General features: G+C 72.2%; 18 protein-coding genes. 9 read left to right on the top strand and 9 right to left on the bottom strand.

The features are described from left to right. Positions 1 to 236 precede the first annotated feature (236 nt). From ACZ3TI_RS19320 to ACZ3TI_RS19300, 5 genes are all read left to right on the top strand, one after another. On the top strand, positions 237 to 1,880 hold the full coding sequence (locus tag ACZ3TI_RS19320; protein ID WP_465727623.1) for an ATP-binding protein: 1,644 nt from the start codon (positions 237 to 239) through the stop codon (positions 1,878 to 1,880). 17 nt (positions 1,881 to 1,897) lie between these two features. Continuing rightward, positions 1,898 to 2,284 carry a roadblock/LC7 domain-containing protein gene (locus ACZ3TI_RS19315; protein WP_396545994.1) on the top strand — a complete coding sequence of 129 codons (387 nt, stop codon included), beginning with the start codon at positions 1,898 to 1,900 and terminating at the stop codon, positions 2,282 to 2,284. 62 nt (positions 2,285 to 2,346) lie between these two features. After that, positions 2,347 to 2,706 carry a DUF742 domain-containing protein gene (locus tag ACZ3TI_RS19310; protein ID WP_465727621.1) on the top strand — a complete coding sequence of 120 codons (360 nt, stop codon included), beginning with the start codon at positions 2,347 to 2,349 and terminating at the stop codon, positions 2,704 to 2,706. Continuing rightward, the gene (locus ACZ3TI_RS19305; protein ID WP_465727619.1) at positions 2,687 to 3,310 is read left to right on the top strand and encodes a GTP-binding protein; all 624 of its coding nucleotides are present in this window, start codon (positions 2,687 to 2,689) and stop codon (positions 3,308 to 3,310) included. Before ACZ3TI_RS19310 ends, ACZ3TI_RS19305 begins: the two co-directional genes overlap by 20 nt. An 11-nt stretch (positions 3,311 to 3,321) precedes the next feature. Further along, positions 3,322 to 4,824 (top strand): cytochrome P450 family protein, encoded by a 1,503-nt coding sequence (locus tag ACZ3TI_RS19300; protein WP_465727617.1) that lies wholly within the window; start codon positions 3,322 to 3,324, stop codon positions 4,822 to 4,824. A 102-nt stretch (positions 4,825 to 4,926) separates the two neighbouring features. Here ACZ3TI_RS19300 and ACZ3TI_RS19295 read toward each other — a convergent pair whose 3' ends face one another. The 3 genes from ACZ3TI_RS19295 to ACZ3TI_RS19285 all read right to left on the bottom strand — a co-directional run bounded on the left by ACZ3TI_RS19295 (position 4,927) and on the right by ACZ3TI_RS19285 (position 9,080). Next, positions 4,927 to 6,570, bottom strand: a complete 1,644-nt coding sequence (locus ACZ3TI_RS19295) for a purple acid phosphatase family protein (protein ID WP_465727615.1) — start codon at positions 6,568 to 6,570, stop codon at positions 4,927 to 4,929. A 165-nt stretch (positions 6,571 to 6,735) separates the two neighbouring features. Continuing rightward, positions 6,736 to 7,563, bottom strand: a complete 828-nt coding sequence (locus ACZ3TI_RS19290; RefSeq protein ID WP_465727940.1) for an SAM-dependent methyltransferase — start codon at positions 7,561 to 7,563, stop codon at positions 6,736 to 6,738. A 161-nt stretch (positions 7,564 to 7,724) separates the two neighbouring features. Then, the gene (locus ACZ3TI_RS19285) at positions 7,725 to 9,080 is read right to left on the bottom strand and encodes an MFS transporter (protein ID WP_465727613.1); all 1,356 of its coding nucleotides are present in this window, start codon (positions 9,078 to 9,080) and stop codon (positions 7,725 to 7,727) included. A 145-nt stretch (positions 9,081 to 9,225) separates the two neighbouring features. Here ACZ3TI_RS19285 and ACZ3TI_RS19280 point away from each other — a divergent pair, with 145 nt between their 5' ends. Continuing rightward, positions 9,226 to 10,839 (top strand): alpha/beta hydrolase, encoded by a 1,614-nt coding sequence (locus tag ACZ3TI_RS19280; RefSeq protein WP_465727611.1) that lies wholly within the window; start codon positions 9,226 to 9,228, stop codon positions 10,837 to 10,839. Between the two features lie 84 nt (positions 10,840 to 10,923). Here the strand turns inward: ACZ3TI_RS19280 and ACZ3TI_RS19275 are convergent, their stop codons facing one another. Beyond that, positions 10,924 to 11,274, bottom strand: coding sequence for a 5-carboxymethyl-2-hydroxymuconate Delta-isomerase (locus ACZ3TI_RS19275; protein ID WP_465727609.1), 351 nt, complete (start codon positions 11,272 to 11,274; stop codon positions 10,924 to 10,926). Between the two features lie 125 nt (positions 11,275 to 11,399). Continuing rightward, a complete protein-coding gene (locus tag ACZ3TI_RS19270; protein WP_465727607.1) occupies positions 11,400 to 12,470 on the bottom strand; it encodes a phosphatidylinositol-specific phospholipase C domain-containing protein in 1,071 nt (356 codons plus the stop codon). Between the two features lie 300 nt (positions 12,471 to 12,770). Here ACZ3TI_RS19270 and ACZ3TI_RS19265 point away from each other — a divergent pair, with 300 nt between their 5' ends. Beyond that, positions 12,771 to 13,415, top strand: a complete 645-nt coding sequence (locus ACZ3TI_RS19265) for a dihydrofolate reductase family protein (RefSeq protein ID WP_465727605.1) — start codon at positions 12,771 to 12,773, stop codon at positions 13,413 to 13,415. 76 nt (positions 13,416 to 13,491) lie between these two features. On the opposite strand, the gene ACZ3TI_RS19260 is transcribed toward ACZ3TI_RS19265, so the two are convergent. Together ACZ3TI_RS19260 and ACZ3TI_RS19255 are read right to left on the bottom strand one after the other, a co-directional pair. After that, entirely contained in the window at positions 13,492 to 14,370 is an 879-nt protein-coding gene (locus tag ACZ3TI_RS19260; protein WP_465727938.1) for a geranyl diphosphate 2-C-methyltransferase, read from the bottom strand. Between the two features lie 74 nt (positions 14,371 to 14,444). Then, positions 14,445 to 15,743, bottom strand: coding sequence for a family 2 encapsulin nanocompartment cargo protein terpene cyclase (locus ACZ3TI_RS19255; protein WP_465727603.1), 1,299 nt, complete (start codon positions 15,741 to 15,743; stop codon positions 14,445 to 14,447). A 485-nt stretch (positions 15,744 to 16,228) separates the two neighbouring features. On the opposite strand from ACZ3TI_RS19255, the gene ACZ3TI_RS19250 reads away from it, so the two are divergent. Both ACZ3TI_RS19250 and ACZ3TI_RS19245 read left to right on the top strand, forming a co-directional pair. Then, complete coding sequence (locus ACZ3TI_RS19250) at positions 16,229 to 16,549, top strand: hypothetical protein (RefSeq protein WP_465727601.1); 321 nt, start codon at positions 16,229 to 16,231, stop codon at positions 16,547 to 16,549. A gap of 261 nt (positions 16,550 to 16,810) precedes the next feature. After that, positions 16,811 to 18,136 carry a radical SAM protein gene (locus ACZ3TI_RS19245; RefSeq protein WP_465727599.1) on the top strand — a complete coding sequence of 442 codons (1,326 nt, stop codon included), beginning with the start codon at positions 16,811 to 16,813 and terminating at the stop codon, positions 18,134 to 18,136. 46 nt (positions 18,137 to 18,182) lie between these two features. Here ACZ3TI_RS19245 and ACZ3TI_RS19240 read toward each other — a convergent pair whose 3' ends face one another. Together ACZ3TI_RS19240 and sph are read right to left on the bottom strand one after the other, a co-directional pair. After that, entirely contained in the window at positions 18,183 to 18,995 is an 813-nt protein-coding gene (locus ACZ3TI_RS19240; protein ID WP_465727597.1) for a thioesterase family protein, read from the bottom strand. Between the two features lie 163 nt (positions 18,996 to 19,158). Further along, complete coding sequence (gene sph / locus ACZ3TI_RS19235; protein ID WP_465727595.1) at positions 19,159 to 20,136, bottom strand: sphingomyelin phosphodiesterase; 978 nt, start codon at positions 20,134 to 20,136, stop codon at positions 19,159 to 19,161. Positions 20,137 to 20,346 lie beyond the last annotated feature (210 nt).

Below are 20,346 nucleotides of genomic sequence, written 5' to 3'. Positions count from 1 at the left end.
GGTTGGCGGTGCGGGGGCGGCAGGGCGAGAAGCCTGGTGCGGGGCGGCGTTCCGCCCGGAGTGGGACTGGCGTGCGAGATATCGGGCATGTCCGGCAAGTTGCCACAAGTCGGTTGAGAGACAGTATTTTTGAGCTTAGGTCAGGATTGTCCTGAACTTGGCTATGCTGCAGCACCACGCCGCCGGAGCCGGTCGCCGTCCGTCCCCGTACTGTTCCGATCGTTTGAGGATGCTGAATGCTTCGAGCTGGATCGTCACCCGCCAGACGGCGCCCCGCGCCTCTGCTCGGCTGGCTGCTGCCGACGGCCGTGATGGCGGCGGCCGTGGCGGTCGCCGCGGCGGTGGTGTCCGCCGGGGCCCGGGCCGGGGTGCTGTGGTGCGGGGCGACGGGCACCGTGCTGGTGGCCGTGGTGGCCGCCGAGTCGGCCCGCCGGGGGCGGGCGTTGAGCGAGCTGCGGGACCGCAGCGCCAGGCAGATGGAGGACCTGCAGCGCCGGCTGACCGGGCAGGAGGACGAGCTCGCCCGGCTGGCCGAGGTCGAGCTGCGCCGGGTGGTCTCCGGGGCCCGGTACGGGTACTCGATGGACGTCCTGCTGGACCCGATCGAGCAGCACGCCGTGTCCGTCTCGCCCAGGTTCCGCAAGTCCCTGGTGTCCGTCGCCCGCGGCGTCGCCGTCGCCGTCGACGACGAGGTCAGCCGGCGCGACTCCGCCGAGCGCGCCTTCGTCAACATCGCCCGCCGGGTCCAGGCGATCATCCACCGGCAGGCCAAGGACCTGCGGGAGATGGAGGACCGGCACGGCAACGACCCGGCGGTCTTCGACGACCTGCTGCGCCTGGACCACGGCAACGCGCTCACCGGCCGCCTCGCCGACAGCATCGCCGTCCTCTCCGGTGCCCGCCCCGGCCGTCAGTGGACCCGGCCGATCGCCCTCTACAGCGTGCTGCGCGGCGGCATGTCCCGGATCCTGGAGTACCAGCGGGTCGACCTGCACCCGGTGGCCCAGATCTCGGTCACCGGCCCGGCCGTGGAGCCGCTGATCCACGCCGTCGCCGAGCTGCTGGACAACGCCACCCGCTACTCCCCGCCGCACACCCACGTGCACCTGAGCGCCTCCGAGGTACAGAGCGGAATGGCGATCGAGATCGAGGACGGCGGCCTCGGCCTCACCGACGAGGCCACCGCCCGCGCCGAGCGCGCGATGCGCGAGGCCATGGTCTCCAAGGACTTCGACGACCTCACCGAGTCCCCCCGACTGGGCTTCGCCATCGTCGGCCGGCTCTGCCAGGCGTACGGCTTCCAGGTGTCGCTGCGCCGCTCCGCGTACGGCGGTGTGCGCGCGGTGCTGGTCGTGCCCCAGGAACTGCTCACCACCGCTCCCCCGACCGGCCGGGCGCACGGCATCGGTGCCTTCTCCGGCCCGCGCCCGCTCCCGCCGAACCCGCCCCGGCCCGCGGCGCCGACCCGGCCGTGGGGTGCCCGGACGACCTCGGCCGGGGTCGGCCCGTCGTACGGCTCGACCAACCCGTGGGGCTCCCCGGTCGTCCCGCCGTCCGCCTCGGCGGGGGCCGGGGACGACGAGGTGATCGTGACCGAGCGGACGGCCAACGGACTGCCGCAGCGCCGCCGCCACCGCCCGCTGCCCCGGACCGCTTACGGCGCGCCCGGTCGGGCCGCCGGCCAGCCGACCGGCCCGACCGCCGGTCCGACGGCGGGCCAGGCTCCCCGCCCCGCCAAGGAACCGACGCAGCCGGGCCTGTGGCTGGAGGCGTTCATGGGCGGCTACAAGGGCACCACGGCGTCCCTCGATGACGACGGCCCGGCCGCGGGCCCGACCGGACACACCAGTGAAGAGACGGCAGGGAAAGGCGAGCAGTGATTCCGCACCGCAGCAACATGGACTGGATCCTCAACGACCTCGCGGACAGCGTCCCGTACGTGCGCCACATCATCGTGCTGTCCGCGGACGGACTGCGGATCGCCCAGTACGGCGCCGACCCGGACACCGCCGACCGCCTGGCCGCCGCCTGCGCCGGGCTGCAGAGCCTGGCCGCCGCCGTCGGGCACGAGTTCCCGCACGGCGACGGCTCGATGCGGCTGGTGGTGATCGAGGTGGACGGCGGCTACTTCTACCTGATGGCGGCCGGCGACCGCGCCTACCTCGCGGTGCTCGCCGACGAGGGCGTGGACGCCGGGCTGGTGAGCCACCAGATGCGCGACCTGGTGGCCCGGATCGGCGAGCACCTGTCGACGCCGCCGCGCAATCCCGAGGTGGTCGCGTGAACCGGCCCCGGCACGCCCCGGTGGCGGGACGGGCACATGAACGAGCACAGTGAGGCGGTTGCATGACGGCAGAACAGGGCGGCTGGGACGGCCCCGAGCCCGACCGCCTGTACGTGATCACCCGCGGCCGCAGCGGTCCGTCCGGGCCGGGCGTCTTCGACCTGGTCACCCTGATCGTCTCGCGCGCGGAGCCGACCCCCGCCCTGCAGCCCGAGCAGGCGGCCATCCTGCGGCTGTGCCGCTCCCCGCTCTCGGTGGCGGAGGTCTCCGCCTACCTGGAGCTGCCCACGAGCGTGGTCACCGTCCTGCTGGCGGACCTGCTCGACGACGAACTGATCGAGGCCCGCGCCGCCGTACCCGCGGCGGAACTTCCCGACCGGGCCCTGTTGGAGGCGGTGATCCATGGACTTCAGCGGCTCTGACACGGTGGTGGGGCCGGCCGGCGCGGACCTGCTACCGGACACCGTCACCACGGCGGTCAAGGTGGTGATCGTGGGCGGCTTCGGCGTCGGCAAGACGACGCTGGTCGGCTCGGTCAGCGAGATCCGCCCGCTGACCACCGAGGAGACCATGACCCAGGCCGGGGTCGGCGTGGACGACCCGACCGGGGTCGAGCTCAAGACCTCCACCACCGTCGCCATGGACTTCGGCCGGATCAGCATCAGCGACCGGCTCGTCCTGTACGTGTTCGGGACCCCCGGGCAGGAGCGGTTCTGGTTCCTCTGGAACGGCCTGTTCGAGGGCGCCCTGGGCGCGGTGGTGCTGGTGGACACCCGCCGGCTGGAGGTCAGCTTCGAGGTGATCGGGCGGCTGGAGGAGCGCGGCGTGCCCTTCGTGGTGGCCGTCAACGGCTTCCCCGAGGCGCCCACCTTCCCGCTCGAGGAGCTGCGCGGCGCGCTCGACCTGCCGGCCGCGGTGCCGATCATCACCTGCGACGCGCGCAGCCGTCAGTCCAGCCGGGACACCCTGATGACGCTGATGCACTACCTGTACGAGCTCGCCGCGCCCCCGACCCGAACCCTGTGACCGGAGACCCTGTGACCACCCCGTTCCCCGACCACGCCGCACCCACCCCGCCGCCCGGCTGCCCGGCGCACGGCCGTGCCACCGACCCGATCGACAAGGACAGCCCGATCGGCCCCGGCGGCCTGCGCCGCCTGTACGGTCCGGAAGCCGAGGCCGACCCGGCGGGCCTCTACGAGAAGCTGCGCGCCGAGTACGGCGAGGTGGCCCCCGTGCTGCTGCACGGCGACCACCGGGCCTGGCTGATCCTCGGCCACGGCGCCAACATCACCGCGATGCGCACCCCCACGCTGTTCTCCCGCGACTCGCGGCTGTGGACGACGTTCCGCACCGGCGAGCTCCCGATGGACTCCCCGCTGCTCCCTGTGATCGCCTGGCAGCCGATCTGCGTGTTCGCGGACGGCGACGAGCACCGCCGGCTGCGCGGCGCCGTGCTGGACGGTCTGAACCGCTTCGACCGGCGCGGCATCCGCCGCCACGTCCGGCGGTTCACCACCGACCTGGTCCAGGTGGTCGGGCCGACCGGGCGGGCCGAGCTGATCACCCAGTTCGCCGAGCACCTGCCGATGCTGGTGATGACCAAGCTGCTCGGCATGCCCGACGAGTACGGCCCCCAACTGGTCGATGCCGCCCGGGACTTGATGAAGGGCACCGAGACGGCGATCGCCAGCAACGAGTACGTGGTGGCCGGCCTGCGCCGGACCATCGCCATCAAGCGCGAGGCACCGGGCGACGACCTGACCAGCCACCTGCTGGCGCACCCGGCCGGGCTGACCGAGGACGAGGTGATGGAGCACCTGCGGGTGGTGCTGCTCGCCGCCAACGAGACCACCGTCAACCTGATCGCCGACTCGCTGAAGATGGTGCTCACCGACCCGCGCTTCCGCGCCCACCTCTCCGGCGGCCAGATGACCCTGGGCGAGGCGCTGGACCAGGTGCTGTGGGACTCCCCGCCGATGTCCCTGGTGGCCGGCCGCTGGGCGACGGCCGACACCGAGCTGGGCGGGCAGCAGATCAAGGCCGGGGACCTGCTGCTGCTCGGGCTCGCCGCCGGGAACGTCGACCCGGTGGTCCGCCCCGACCTGGCCACCCCGCTGTACGGCAACCGCTCCCACCTGTCCTTCGGCGCGGGGCCGCACGAGTGCCCCGGCCAGGACATCGGGCGGCACGTCGCCGAGGCCGGCATCGACATCCTGCTCACCCTGCTGCCGGACGTGCGACTCGCCGTCCCGGAGGAGGAGTTGACCTGGAGCTCGGCCTGGATCTCCCGGCACCTGACGGCGCTGCCGGTGGAGTTCACCCCGCGCGACATCGAGCCGGACCCCGAGTCGGTCGCGGAGGCCGAGCGGGCGGCGGCGGTGGCGGCGGCCGCCGAACGGGCGGCGGACACCGCGCGGGCCGACCGGATCGAGGCCGCGTCCTCGGGCGCGGGCGGGACGGTCGGGGCCACGGCCCCGACCGTCCCGGCGCAGCGGCGCAGCTGGTGGGACGTGCTGACCGGCTTCTTCCGGCGCTGAACCCGCGCGGGACACGTTGAACCCGGGCGGGGCGGGCTGAGCCCCTCGGCTGAACCACGCAGCTGAACCACGCCGCTGAGCCTCGGCCCGCCCTGCCGGGGGTCAGTCGTCGCGCCCGACCCGCCCGTCGGTCCGCCGCCGGTACAGGGTGAAGGTGTCCACCGGGGTGAGGTCGCCGTGCGGCCCCTCGAAGGTGTAGTAGACGACCTTCATGGTGGTGGTGCCGCCGCGGCGGTCGCCGGGGTCGACCTCGAAGGCCGCGAAGCCGTGGGCGTGTTGGCGGTCCTGGACGGCGGCCCAGGGCGCGTCCTCGGTGAGCCAGATCGACTCCCGGTAGGGCGCGCCCGGCTTCGGGTCCTCCAGACCGATGACCACCCGTCCCTTGGGCTGTTGGAAGAGGTCGTCCTGGGTGGTGGCGGCGTTGCCGCCGGCACCGATGATCATGTGGACGGTCCCGCGTCCGGTGTCGATCATGTCGGTGCGGGTCTCGGTCGGCACCGGAGTGCGGGTGTCGTTGGGCAGGGTGCCGCGGACGGGGTGTGAGCGCTCGTAGTAGTGCTCGTGGCCGCACACCACCAGGTCGACCCCGTAGGCGTCGAACAGCTTGCCCCAGGTCTCGCGGATGCCGAGGTCGCTGCCGGCGCCGTGCATGGAGCTGGAGATCATCGGGTGGTGCATGCACACCACGATCCAGTCGATCGCGCGACTGCTCCGCGCCACCCGCAACTCGCGCTCCAGCCAGCGCTCTTGGGCGCCGCCGGAGTAGCCGCGCAGGTAGATGTCGCCGGAGTTCTGGATCGCCACGTCGTCGTTGGCGAGGCTGATGAAGCGCACCGAGCCGACGGTGAAGGCGTACCACATGCCCCGGGTCTCCTCGTCAGAGGAGGCCGAGGAGTCGGGAAGCGCGAAGTAGGCCTGGTAGCCGAGCGCGCCGATCGGGCCGTTGCCGCCCTCGTTCTCGTGGTTGCCGACGCAGGGCATCCAGGGCCGCAGCCGGGTGGAGCGGCTGTTGTTGATGAACCAGTCGGCCCAGGTCGCGGTGCGGCTCTGGCCGTGCCGGCCGGCGTAGGAGGAGTAGCAGAGGTCGCCGTTGATGAGGTTGAACAGCGGCCCGACGCGTTCCACCGCGGCGACGATGTCGGCGGAGGCCGCGGTGCCGACCTGGCTGCTCATGAACACCGGGTACTTGCCGAGCGGCGAGGGCATGCCCTCGGGAAACTTGACCAGGCGCCGGAGATTGGGCGCGGCCTGGTCGCCGAAGCTGGTGAAGGTGAAGGGGGCGCGGCCGCGCGGGGCGGTGGTGAAGGTGCCGGTCTCGGGGTTCGCGCCGTCGTGGCCGGCGCTGTAGAGGTAGGTGGTGCCCGGGCGCAGGCCGCTGAGCCGGGCGTGGTGGACGTACACCTCCACCTTGTCGATCGAGTCCCGGTAGGTCTGGGTCTCGGCCTGGACGACCCGGCCGAGGCCGCCGTCCGGCGTGCCGTAGCGGACCAGCGGGCGGCGCACGGACTGCGGGGTGAGCCAGGAGACGGTCATCTCCGTGCTGGGGTCCGTGCCGAACTGCAGGTGCAGGCCGATGACGCCGGCTGCTCCGCTGCGGTGCGGGGTGGACTGCAGGAGGGGGCTGCTGGGGGCGTCGTCGGCCGGTTGGGCGGCCGCGGGTTGCGCGGCCGCCGTCGAGCCTGCTGCCACCAGGGCGGCTCCGGCCGCCGAGGTGCTCTTGAGGATGGACCTGCGTGCAATGGTCATGGGGACTCCGCTTGCCGAGTGGGGGTTCGACAGGCAGTCACTGTAATGACATGTGCACGTAAAGACGATCGTTTCGACAAGCTCCGGTTTTGACGGTCGTCAAAATGACGGAATATCGGCGGTGGCGGGACCGTTCGGGCGCGGATGCGCCCTGGCAGCGGCCGACTAGACCTTGCGGCCCACTCCCCCGTACACCGGGACCTGCTCGTCGGCCAGCATCGGGGACGGCGCCTCGCCCAGCTCCGGGTGCCAGCGGTTGATCAGGACCACGCCCGGGTCGTCCAGTTCCAGCCCGGTGAAGAAGCGCTCGACGCCCTCGTGCGAGCGCATGTGGACCTCGATCCCGGCCTCCGCGTAGCGGCGGGCGCCGATCTCCGCCCGGTCGGGTGCGGTGTCGCCGGTGCCCGCGGTGAGCGCGAGGAAGCTGCCCACCGGCAGGGCGTCCAGGAGCTTGCGCACGGGCGGGTGCGCGGCCTCGTCGGAGAGGAAGTGCACGATGTTGATCAGCGTCAGCGCGACCGGCTCGTTCAGGTCCAGCGTGCCGGCCACCGCTGGGTCGGCGAGGAACAGCTCCGGGTCGCGCAGGTCGCCCTGGACGTAGGCGGTACGGCCCTCGGGGGTGCTGGTGAGCAGCGCGCGCGAGTGGGCGAGCACGATCGGGTCGTTGTCCACGTACACCACGCGGGATGCCGGGTCGATCGACTGGACGATCTCGTGCAGGTTGGGCGCGGTGGGGATGCCGGTGCCGACGTCGAGGAACTGGCGGATGCCGTGCACCTCGGCGAGCCGGCGGACCATCCGGCGCATCACCGCGCGGGCGGCGGTGGCGCCCTCGCGCGCGCCGGGCAGGTCGGCCAGGACGCGGTCGCCGACCTCGCGGTCCGCCGGGAAGTTCGTCTTGCCGCCGAGCAGGTAGTCGTAGACCCGGGCGGAGTGCGCCCGGTCGGTGCGCAGGTCGACCTGCGGCGGCTCCTCGAACCCGGCGTCGGTCAGCCAGCTCTCGGATGCGCCGGTGTCGAATGCGTCGGTATCGAATGCGTCGCTGTCGAATGCGTTGCTCTCCGCAGCGCTGTTGCCCGGCGTGTCGGTGTCCACGCGCGCCCTCCCCGTTCGGCGTATGTCCGGAACACTCAACCACAGTCGATGATCGCCCGTCAGGTGGATCCCGGTGAACGCCGGGTCACGGTACCGCCGTTCCGGACGGCGGCCGCGAAGGAGGGCACCTTCATCGCCGTCAGCAGTCCGAGGGCCGGGCCGATCGTGCAGACGGTGACGTACCCGGGGATCACGCCGAGCCAGTGCCGGCCGTTCAACCACTCGGCGAGCAACGGGAAGGTGCCGCCGAACGCGGCGATGGTGGCCGCGTTGACCACGCCGAGGCCGACCGCCCGCACCTCGGTAGGGAAGAGCAGCCCGGTGAAGACGTTGAGCGTGCCGAGCACCGTCGCCACCAGCATCCCCAGCAGTACGGCGACGACCTGGAACGGCAGCCAGCCCTGGCGCAGCCCGGCGAGCAGCACGCCCACCAGCGGGATCGGCAGGCCGAACCCGATCCGGGCGACCGGCAGCAGGCCGAAGCGGTCGGCGGCGGCGCCGGTGAGCAGCATGGTGACCAGCACCACGCCGAGCACCACGGTCATGAAGGAGGCCGCCTCCTCCTTGTCGATCACGTGGTACGCGGCGGCGTACTGCGGCAGGTAGACCAGCGCGAAGTAGTAACCGACCGTCCCGCCGAGGGTGTTGAGGAAGACGGTGAACGCCGCCCAGCGGTGCTCGCGGAGCGTGCGCAGGAACGGCGTGCGGGCGCCGTCCCGCGCGGCGGCCGCCCGGGCCCGGTGGAACTCCGCGCTCTCCGGCGCCGCCCGCCGCACCCAGACGGCGGCCAGCCCGAGCAGCGCGGCGACCACGAAGCCCCAGCGCCAACCACCATTCTCCAGGCCGGACTTGCCGATGGTGTGGATCAGCAGCGTGAGCACGCCGAAGGAGAGCAGCGAGCCGAGGATGATCCCGCCGTAGGAGACCGAGCTGAACGCGAAGCGGTGCCGCGGCGGGGCCGTCTCGGTCACGTACGCGGCGACGCTCGGCGCCTCCCCGCCGAAGGCGAGCCCCTGCACCACCCGGGCGAGGACCGCCAGCACCGCCGCCCAGACCCCGATGGTGCCCTGCCCCGGCACCGCGGCGATGCCCAGGCTCGCCGCCGCGATCACCGCCATGCCGAGGCTCAGCGCGAAGCGCCGCCCCCGGGTGTCGCTGAGCCGCCCGATCAGGTACGAGCCGACCGGCCGCGCCACGAAGCCCACCGCGAAGGTCACGTACGCCCCGAGCACCCCGCTGACCCCGTGCTTGCCGTGGCCGAAGAGGTCCGCCGCGAAGTACGGCGCGACGACGGCGTAGATGTTCCAGTCGAAGGACTCGACCACCGATCCCACCGTCGCGGCCGCCAACTCCCGCCGTCGCCCGCCGACTTCCGACCGGTCACGGAGCGAGGCGACCGCGCTGCTTTCTGTCATGGCCCCAGCATGGCACCGTTCGGGGCCCGGTGGAATCGGGAACTCCCAAGTCCGGTCCGGCGCGGCCCGACCCGCCTCGGTACGACCGCGAATTATCGATGTGACTGATGTGACAACCTGGTGATATTTGTGTGCGGTGCATTCGATGATCCCCCGGACCCCGCGGCGCGCCCTGCCCGCCGCCGTCGCCGCCCTCGCCACCGCCGCCCTGCTGGCCGGCTGCACCGGCGGAGGCGGCGGCAAGGCCGCACCCACGACCACCACGGCCGCCGCCACCAGCGCCGCGACGCCGAGCACCACCCCGACCCCGACGCCGACGGCCAAGCCCACCGGCGCCGCCGACCCGGCGCTCAAGGCCTTCTACGGCCAGCAACTCGCCTGGGCGCCCTGCCCGAAGGACCCACAGAACCAAGCCGACACCTCCGCCCTGCAGTGCGCCTCCCTGAAGGTCCCGCTCGACTACACCGCCCCGGCCACCGGCACCCTCGACGTCGCCGTGGTGCGCAACCCCGCCACTAAGGCCGACCAGCGGATCGGCTCGCTGCTGCTCAACCCGGGCGGCCCGGGCGGCTCCGGCGTCCAGATGGTCACCTACGACCCCAAGGGCTTCGACGGCCCGCTGCACGACCGCTACGACATCGTCGGCTTCGACCCGCGCGGCGTCGCCGGCACCAGCCCGATCAAGTGCCTGGACGACCAGGCCCGGGACGGCTGGCTCACCACCGACACGCCCGGCGACGACCACGGCAAGCAGCTCGCCGACGCCTGCCAGGCCAAGTACGCCCAGGTACTCCCCTTCGTCGGCACCCGGAACACCGCCCGGGACATGGACGTGCTGCGCGGCGCCCTCGGCGACCAGAAGCTCAGCTACCTCGGGATGTCCTACGGCACCTACCTCGGCTCGCTGTACGCCGAGGAGTTCCCGGACCGGGTCGGCCGGCTCGTCCTCGACGGCGCCACCTCGCCGTCCTTCTCCCTGGTGCAGCACAACATCGAGCAGCAGGCCGGCTTCGAGCGCGCCTTGAAAGCCTTCGCCGCCGACTGCGTCGCCAAGGACCCGTGCCCGCTCGGCAACGACGCCGCCCGGGCCCCGCAGAAGCTCGCCGACTTCCTCGACGGGCTCAAGGACAAGCCGCTGAAGACGTCGAAGGGCCGCACCCTCACCTCCAGCGCGGCCTGGACCGGCGTGCTCAGCCGGCTCTACGGCGGTGAGAAGGCCTGGACCGGGCTGCGCAACGCGCTCGGCTGGGCGATGATGCGCGGCAAGGGCGACGACCTGCTGGCCCTCGCCGACGGCTACAACGGCCGTGACAAGGACGGCCGTTACGAGCCCTCGGCGGACGCCTACACCGCCATCCACTGCGCCGACGGCGCCACCGACGCCCCGGCGGGCGAGCAGCTGCAGGCCGCGCTCACCGACCTCGCCGCCAAGGCCCCGCTGGTCAGCAAGCACGACCCGCTCTCGGCGCTCTTCGACCCGGACTGCCGGATCTGGCCGTTCCGCGCCACCGAGAAGCCGCACGTCATCAAGTCCACCGCCGCCGCGCCCATCGTGGTCGTCGGCACCACCGGCGACCCGGCCACCCCGTACGCGTGGTCCGAGAAGCTCACCGCCGAGCTCGGCAACGCCGTCCTCCTCACCCGCGACGGCGAGGGCCACACCGGGTACGGCGCCAGCAAGTGCATCCGCGCCTCGGTCGACGCCTTCCTCCTGGACGGCACCGTTCCCGCCGCAGGCACGCACTGCGCGACGGACTGACCCGCCCTGGCCCACGACCGACAGCGGTCCCGTGCCCCCGGCCTTCGAGCCGGGCGCGCGGGACCGCTGTGCTGCCGCCGCCGGTCAGTGCCCGGCGTGGTGGACGAACCGGTAGGTGTCGCGGTCGAGTTCGGTGACCTGGACGCCGATCGCGGCGGGCCCGGCGATCCGGGAGCGGAGGACGGCGAGGACCCGGTCCGTCAGCTCGGCGCGCTGGGCGGCGGTGCGGCCGGCCAGGATCTTCACCTCGACCAGGAGGACGGCCTCGCCGGAGGTGCCGTCGCCGACCCGGTGGTGTGCGGCGGGCCGGAAGACGGTCTTGCACTCGGCCACGGTGGTGTCGATGACCCCGGTGATCGCCTGATGGACCTCGGCGGCCAAAGCCGCCCGGTCGAAGTCGAGTTCGGCCGAGTGGTCGACCAGGATCTGCGGCACGGGAACCTCCCGATAGTCGGACAGTACGACGCCGACGCTACCCTGCGCCGAAGGACGACGGGCGACGGGCGACGGGCCAGGAGGCCCGCCGCCCAGCGGCGTCACGGCGTCACGGTGTCAGCGCGTCAGCCGCGCGGCAGCACCAGCGACTGCACGGTCGGCAGCTTGCGCCAGTCGCTCGACACGATGCTCGCGTGCGCCTTGGCCAGCTGCTCGACGCGGGCCCGCGCCTGGTCGGCCGTCGGGTCGGTGCCGCTGATCTCCGGCGCGACGTTGTGGGCGTCCGTCATCACCAGCAGGTAGTGCGCGCCGTCGTACCAGGCGGTGTCGATGCCGTCGACGTAGGTGGCGGCGTCGCCGTCGAAGACCACGAACCACGGGCGGATCGAGGCGTCCGCGCCCGTGTACTGGCTCCGCGGGTCGCCGCCCTCGGCGCCCAGCACGGACGGGAACACCTGGGCCTGGCCGATCCGGCCCGCCGCCGCGAGGTCGCGCAGGTGCCGCCCGTACTCGACGTCGGTGTGCAGCGAGTCGAAGGGGTTGTCCAACTCGACCGTGCCCGGGATCGCGTACAGCAGCACCTTGCCGGCCAGTGCCGAGCGGCTCGGCCAGTTGCCCGCCCGCACCGCCGCGTCGAGGTTCGGGTAGGAACCGCCGCCCGGCTTCGCCAGCAGGTCGGCGGGGCGCAGCACGGCGGAGCCGAGGTGCTGGGCTATCAGCGTGTCCAGCTGGTCGGGGCCCATCCCGAGGTTGGCGGAGAAGCCCGGCTTGAGCTCCAGCTTGATGACCAGCGGCCCGGCCGCCGGGTGCGCGGCGAGCCAGACCCGGACGTCGTCCAGGCAGTTCTCCAGGTTCTTGTTGGTGCCGCCGCTGTAGAGCTGGGCGGGGGTGGTCGCGGCGGTGCAGTTGTTGGCGTTGCCGAGCGGGTTGGAGTGGCTGACCTTCCACTCCTTGGTCACGATGTTCGGCCAGAGGTCGAGCTCGATCATCCCGGTGCCGGTGTCCAGGCCCTGGGCCAGGTACGGGAAGGCGGCCGGGTCGTAGGTGTTGTGCAGGCCGACGGTGGTGGCGGAGCCGAAGGGCAGGTCGCCCGTCCCGCTCGGGGCGGCGTCCGCCGGGGCGGTCGCGAACAGTGCGGCGGCGCCGGCGAGCAGGCCGGCTGCCAGGAATCCGGACAGGGTACGGCGCATGGTCATTGGGAACCCCCCGAGGCTCGGAACGTGCAGGCGCCCTCCTCAGGGCGGCCTGACGAAGCATCGCCGACCCGGGCGTGCTTCGCGTGAAGAAGGCACGACAATAGCGTGACGGCTGTACTGCTTCTCCGCCGGTCCCCTCCCCGTCGTCCACATCCGCCACTCGCGACCCGACGGTCTCGTCGCCGCGCCACGCCCAACGGTGGTGACGGAGCCTCAAGGTGTCGGCCCAGCGGGTTAGCGTGGGCCCGCGAACAGGGTGCGGCCCGCCCGCACCGAGGCGCCGAGCGGCGGAGGAAGCCGATGTCCCTGGTCCGGGTCCACAATTTCTCGATCTCCCTCGACGGCTACGGCACCGGCGAGGGCCAGAGCCTCGACGAGCCGTTCGGCCATGCCGGCCACCGGCTGCACGGCTGGTTCTTCCAGACCCGGACGTTCCGGCGGATGCAGGGCAAGGAGGGCGGCGACACCGGCGTGGACGACGCGATGGCCCGCGCCTGGGGCGACGACATCGGGGCGGAGATCATGGGCCGCAACAAGTTCGGCCCGCAGCGCGGCCCCTGGCAGGACGAGGAGTGGAAGGGCTGGTGGGGCCCCAACCCGCCGTTCCACACCCCGGTCTTCGTGCTCACCCACCACCCGCGCCCGACGCTGGAGATGGAGGGCGGGACGACCTTCCACTTCATCGACGCGACACCCGAGGAGGCGCTGCGGCAGGCCCGCGAGGCGGCCGGCGGGAAGGACGTGCGGATCGGCGGCGGTCCGCGTACCGTCCGCGCCTTCCTGGAGGCCGACCTGGTCGACCACCTGCACGTGGTCGTGGTACCGATCGTCCTCGGGCGGGGCGAGCCGCTCTGGGCGGGGCTCGAGGGGCTCGAGGAGCGCTTCCGCACCGAGGCGGTGGCCGGGCCGAGCGGCGTCACTCACCTCACCTTCACCCGGCGGTAGCGGGGGCTCGAACGTACGGCGGCGGCCTCCCCACGTCCACGGGGAGGCCGCCGCCGTCAGCCGGGACAGGCCGGGATCAGACCCGGTCGGCCGCGATCAGCACGTACTGGAACGAGCCGTCCTTGTAGGACTCGATGAACGCCTCCTCGATGCCGGTGACCAGTGAGGTGGTGTTCCGCAGCTCCCAGTAGGGCAGGGTGTCCGGGGTCAGGTCGATGACGGCCTGCGGCACCAGGCGGTTGTCGGCCATCGCCCGCAGGTACTCCCGGCGGGAGTGGATGTTGCACTCGAAGTGGGCGTTGATCTGCGACACCCACTTCGACGGCTGGCCGTAACGGGGGTTCCAGCAGCCGGTGATGGTCACGTACCGGCCGCCGACGCTCAGCACCCGGGAGTGCTCGGCGAACAGGTCGTGCAGGTCGACGTACATGCTGGACTCGTTGTTCCAGGAGCCCGCGACGGAGCCGGTCTCGATCGGCATGTCCAGCATGTTGGCGACCCGGGAACGGACGAACTCGCCGATGCCGAGCTCGGCGGCGCGCTTGTTGCCGAAGTCGGCCTGCTGGGCGGAGAGGGTCAGGCCCTCGACCCGGCAGCCGAAGCGCTGGTGGGCCATCACCATCGAACCGCCGCGGCCGCAACCGGCGTCGACCAGGGTGCCGTCGGCCGGGATCTTGCCGAGGTGGTCGAGCAGCACGTCGGCCTGGGCGGACTCCAGGCGGTGCAGCTCGGCGATCACCTTCTTCTCGCGCTCGCTGTCGGCCGGCTCGCCGATCGCGGCCTGGTCGATCTCACCGATGCCGTAGTGGTGGTGGTAGAGGCCGTCCACGTCGCCCAGGCGGAGGTTGACCGGGCGTGCCTCGTGGTCCCAGTAACGTGCGATGTCGCCCTGGTAGGGAGTCGCCGGGCCGGGGATCGCGCTGCCGGGGGTGGTGATGTCGTCGGTCAGGGACATGCGGGTCAACTCCAGGATTCTCAAAGGTTCTTACGGACGGTGGTCGAAAAGTGGGCGACTGCCGGGTCGGGCGGTCACCAGAAGTCGGGCAGGGTGTAGCGGTGGGTGTTGGTCTGGTGCCAGTAGTGGTTGCCGTCGAGCCACACGGCGACGCCGCGCAGGAAGCGGACGAGGGTCGGCACCGGGCAGGCGACGGCCAGCGCGGCCGACTCGGCCTCGAAGGCACGCATCAGGTCGTTGTGGACCTCGACCGCCTTCAGGAAACCCTCCTTGCGCGAGACGCCCTCGCGCTCGGAGATCACCACGGGAAGGTTCAGGTGCACCCCGGGGCTGGACAGCTCCTTGGTGTACGAGTACAGGTCGTTGACGATCGTGGTGGCGTTGCCCGCCAGTGCGATCACCCGCTGCAGCGCGGGCAGCGCGTGCAGCTCGGCGGGCAGCTCGTATCCGCCGACGGTGTCGGTGATCGTCGGGCAGGGGCGGAAGTTGTTGAACTGGCGCATGGCCAGGTACTCCCACACCTCCGGGATGTGCTCCGCCTCCGCCCAGGACGCCTCCGCCAGGTACCCCATGTGCAGCCGCGCCATGTCGTGCCGGAAGCGGTCCGCCTGGGAGGGCGTGGAGGCGTGGACGAAGTACTCCATCGCCGAGTGGTAGGCGCGCCGGGGCGCGTCCGCGGCGAGCGAGGCCTCCCACGCCGGGTGGTACTCCGGCGTGGTGTGCAGCGCGTCCAGCGCGGTGTGCGCGAGCAGCAGGCGGCTGCCCAGACCGACGGGCGAGCCGCCGAGGTCCTCGCAGTAGCAGTCGTCCACCGCGTTCTCGGCCACCATCAGGCGCGCCGCGAGCATCAGGTGGTCGACACTGGGCGCGTCGGGGTGGCAGGCCACCATGTAGCGCCCGGTGGAGAAGCCGTCGAAGTCCTTCTCCCACTCCGGCGGGTAGAGCTCGACCTCGTCGATCGCCCAGGCCTTGATCTTCAGACTGAGCGCCTCCACCCGGGCCGGGTCGGGCTCGGCGATCGGGTGGTGGTAGAGGCCGGGGATGGGGTCGCCGGTCTTGGGCTTGCCGCCGACCGGCGCCTCGGCGGCCGGAGCCACGGTGGGCCGACCCGACCCGGGCGGGATCAGCCCGGACAGGGCGGGGACGGACAGGGCGGGAAGGGACAAGGCCGGTACGGACGGCGCCTCGACATCGGGGACCACGGCCTCGGACACCGGAGCCTCCGCAGCCGAGACCTCGGGGACCGACACCTCCGGGGCCGCGATCTCGGGCTCCCGGGCCTCGGGCACGTGCACCTGCGGCCTCAACTGCAGCCCGGACGTGCCCAGTCCGGTGGGACCGCGCAGGATCCGCTCGATCGCCGGGGTACTCATGGGCCCACCGCCGGGGCGGCAACGAGCCCGGGTGGTGAGTCCGGTCCGACACGCAGGGGCATGGAGCCTCCTCTGGAAAGGATCGCACGATATGACGGGCCGTCATCTCGACTGCCGCGAAGGGGAACTCCACGCGGCAGGCCCCCGTCTCGCTCGAGTCCCAACCGTAGGTGCGGGTATGCGTTCCGGAACGCAACGGACGATCTTCTACACCCGATAGGGTGAACGTTCATGCTGACGGCGTTCGGGAGCGCTCCTGTCATGCATCGGCCCGCCCCGCACCTGGGCGCCCCAGCCCCGAACCGGCCGACCCGGCCCGGCCCGCCCGGGTGCCGCGTCAACCTGGTGAACATTCCTCGTGTCCCGCCGCCTCCAAGCGCGTTGGGCCGTTTATGGCGGATGCTGTTCGAATACGAATGACCGACCGGCAGTCGTCCGCCGCGCATGGGATCCCACCCCCGCACCTCCCGAAAGGAACGCGCGCAGTGGCAGCTGTGTCGATGCCGGACTTCTACATGCCGTGGCCGGCCCGCCTCAACCCCCGCCTGGAGACGGCTCGGGCACACAGCCTGCTCTGGGTCCGCGAGATGGACATGCTCGAACCCGTCTGGAACGAGGCGCGGTTCAGCGCGATGGACTTCGCCCTCTTCGCCGCCTGGACGCACCCCGACGCGTCACCCGACGAGCTCTGCCTGATGAGCGACTGGTACACCGACTTCCCGGCCCGGACCACCCTGCCTGCCCGCCTCCTGCGCGGCCCCGCCGGGCCCGGCACCTCCGCCGCCCGCCTCGGCATGGCCCGCTAGCCCGGGCAGCTGCCCGGACCGCGGAGTGGGAAGTCGACCCGGTCGACTTCCCACTCCCCGACGGGATCAGGCCCGAACGAGAGGGCCTAGGACCGGAGTCCCGGTGGTCATCGGCCTGCGGGTGGAGGCGGGCGGCAGGCTGGGCCCGCACGATGGACGAGTCGATCTTCCTCCGCGTGCCCGGGCGCGCCCGGGTGCGTAAGGGGGAGAAGAATGGGCGCGGCGCCGTGGACGATCGGGGCCAGGAAGGAAGACCAGCGCATGGAGAGCCAGGCCCGCAGCCGTACCGCACTCGTCGAGGGGCTCATGGAGCGCTATCCCGACGTGCCCCGGGAGGCGGTGATCAAGGAGGACCTGCTGCGCGGCGGCATGGCCTTCGACGAGTCCGCGCTCAGCGGCAGCGCCGGCGCCGACGGGGGCGGTGAGGTCAAGCCGAAGTCGTACTTCATCTTCTCCTTCGACCACCGCACCCTGCCCGAGCTGGGCGCCGCCGCGCTCAACCGGCCGCCGGAGGAGGTCGTGCTGACCGGCGGGCCGTACGGGCTGCGCCGCACGGTGGTGTCGGTTCGGGTCAACCCGGACTCGCCGTACCGGGTCGGCGCGGGTGAGGACGGCACGCTCGGCCTCTACCTGGACGGCGCGCGGATCGCCGACGTCGGGCTGCCGCCGATGCCGGACTACTACCGGCACACGCTCGCCAACGGGAAGTCGGTGATGGAGGTCGCCCCGACCATCCAGTGGGGTTACCTGATCTACCTCACGGTGTTCCGGGTCTGCCAGTACTTCGGCGCCAAGGAGGAGTGCCAGTACTGCGACATCAACCACAACTGGCGCCAGCACAAGGCCGCGGGCCGCCCGTACACCGGGGTCAAGCCGGTCGAGGAGGTGCTGGAGGCGCTGGCGCTGATCGACGAGCACGACACCGCCCGGGCCTCCCAGGCGTACACCCTCACCGGCGGCGCGATCACCTCGCACGTCGGCGGCCGGGACGAGGCCGACTTCTACGGGCAGTACGCCAAGGCCATCGAGGAGCGCTTCCCCGGCCGCTGGATCGGCAAGGTGGTGGCGCAGGCGCTGCCGCGCGAGGACGTCCAGCGCTTCCACGACTACGGCGTGCGGATCTACCACCCCAACTTCGAAGTGTGGGACAAGCGGCTCTTCGAGCTCTACTGCCCGGGCAAGGAGCGCTACGTCGGCCGCGACGAGTGGCACCGCCGGATCCTCGACTCCACCGAGGTGTTCGGCCCGGAGAACGTGATCCCCAACTTCGTCGCGGGCGTGGAGATGGCCGAGCCCTTCGGCTTCACCACCGTGGACGAGGCGATCGCCTCCACCGAGGAAGGCCTGCGCTTCTTCATGTCCCACGGCGTGGTCCCGCGCTTCACCACCTGGTGCCCCGAGCCCACCACCCCGCTCGGCAAGGCCAACCCGCAGGGCGCGCCGCTGGAGTACCACATCCGGCTGCTGCAGACCTACCGCGCCACCCTGGAGGAGTTCGGCCTCTCCTCCCCTCCCGGCTACGGCCCGGCCGGCCCGGGGAACGCGGTGTTCTCGGTCAGCTCCTTCATGGACTCGCTGTCCGGGTGAGCCGACTGCTCGGCCGCTGCCGCTCGGGCGGCAGCGGCCGAGAGCTTCAACTCCCCTGCTGCGGGCGGACGGTGAGGATCTGCTCGGCACGGCCCACCGGGCCCTGCCCGTCGTGCAGGACGGTGCTGGTGACGCCGTGCCCGGCCGGGCCGAAGCTGACGCTGGTGTCCAGTCCGGTCCAGCGGCCCTCGGGGCGGCGGTGGAAGTGGATGGTCAGGTCGGTGTTGGGGAACATCCACTCGGTGGGTTCCTGGCGGACGGCGATGCCGTTGGCGGTGTCCACCAGGGCCACGAAGGAGGCGTGCGGGCTGCTGGGCTCCCCCGCCACCAGCCCGGCCCGGCTGGAGATCCAGGCGGCGGCGCGGCCCGGGGCCGTCTCGCGGCGGCGGACGTCGATCGAGGAGATGTAGCCGCCGCCCCAGACGCCGCTCATCGTCCAGGGCTCGAACTCCTCCGGCGCGGGCAGCCGACGGTCGTGGGTGCCGGCGACGGCGGCGGTGTCGAGCTCGGCGAGGAACCAGGCGCGGGCCCGGACGACGGCGCGCTCCCCGATCACCACGGTGGCCTCGACCAGCTCGATGGTGCGCCCGGGCCGGACGGTCTCCACCGTGACCTCGAACTCCTCGAGGGCGATCAGGCCGAGTATGTCGAAGCTGATCCGGGCCAGCGCGAGGCCGTGACCGTTGCCGCCCGGGCGCCCGGCGCGGTACTGGTCGATCGCGTGGACGATCAGCCCGCCGAGCGGGCTGAAGTGCTGCTCGTCGGGGTGCCAGGCGCCCTGGGCCTGGAGGGTGGGCTTGTAGCGGTTGTCGCCGGTGCGCTGGTAGTAGCTGTCGGGCGCGGTGGTGGGGGTGGACACGGGCGCTTCTCCTCGGGCCGATCGCTGGTCACCGGGCGGGCGCCGTCGGGGTGCGACGGCGCCCGACCTCGGCGTTCAGGATCGTAAGGGGCCGAACCGCCCCCGGGGCGTGACGGTGACGCATCCCACACCGCGCCCCGCCGCGCCCGTCACCGGCGGACCGTCAGTGCGCGGCCAGCGGGTAGTGGTCGGAGAGGTCGGTGTAGGTGTAGCTCTTGCCCCAACTGCTCACCGTCCAGGGCGCGCTGTGCACCCGGAGGACCTCGTTGGTGTACTGCTGCGGGCGGGCGTGGTCGGCGCGGTAGAGGACGTAGTCCAGGTCCTCCTTGGGCTCGCCCGGGTAGCGGTAGGCGGCGACGGAGTTGTCGACGGTGTCGAAGGAGTACGGCCAGCCGGTGCGGGCGGAAGCCGGAGCGAGGTTCCCGTTGGTCAGCAGCGCCTGGTACTCGGAACCGTGGGAGTCGATGTTGAGGTCGCCCGCGAGGACGATCGGCTCGTCGGCCGGGATCCGCTTGGTGTCCAGGAAGCCGCGCATCGCGGTGAGCTGCTTGGCCCGGATGTCCGCCGCCTGGCCGCTGGAACAGCCCGAGTCGGTGGACTGCAGGTGGGTGCCGACCACGTGGGTGCGGCGGCCGTTGACGTCCAGGACGGCGTAGGCGAAGCCCTTGTTGGACCACCAGTCGGAGCCGCAGGCGTCCTTGTAGACGTACTGCTCCTTGTGCAGGATCGGCCACTTGCTGAGCAGGGTGACTCCGCCGTCCTCGGAGGTGGTGGAGCTGTAGCTGCCGGAGGTGGCGTCCCAGCCGCTGGTGGAGCGGCCGACCACGGGCGTGTGGTACGGGTAGGCGGCCGAGGCCGAGGAGGTCAGCGCGTCGGAGGCCGCGTTGTCGAAGGCCTCCTCCAGCACGACCACGTCGTGACCCTGGAAGAAGTCCGCCGAGGCGATCGCCTGCGCCCGGTACTGCTGGCCCCAGTTGGGGTAGAGCGAGGTGCTCATCAGGAACACGTTGTAGGTGAGCACGTCGAGCGGGGGCGCGGTCGACGGCGCGCTCTCGGCCGAGGCGGGGGCCGCGCCGAGTGCGGTGAGCACGGTGGCGGCGGCGCCGGCGGCGAGGGCACGGCGGACGGACGGCAGCGGCATCTGAGCTCCGTAGAACATGTCGTGGACCCGTCGGGTTGCGGGATGTTGTGTATCCAACTTGCTGACCGGCACGGCTCGCAAGACTTCGGGCGTGCGTTCGGTGAACTCGTCGGTAACTCCCGCCCGAACCGGGACCGGCACCCGCTCTTCCGGACGCCGGGGGCTGCGGTCACACTGTCGCAAGCAGGGAACGGGCACAGGACACCGGCA

This window comes from Kitasatospora sp. NPDC023120 (assembly GCF_055560835.1).
The sequence above is the reverse complement of the archived record's forward strand: the minus strand, read 5'-3'. Positions and strand labels throughout refer to the sequence as shown.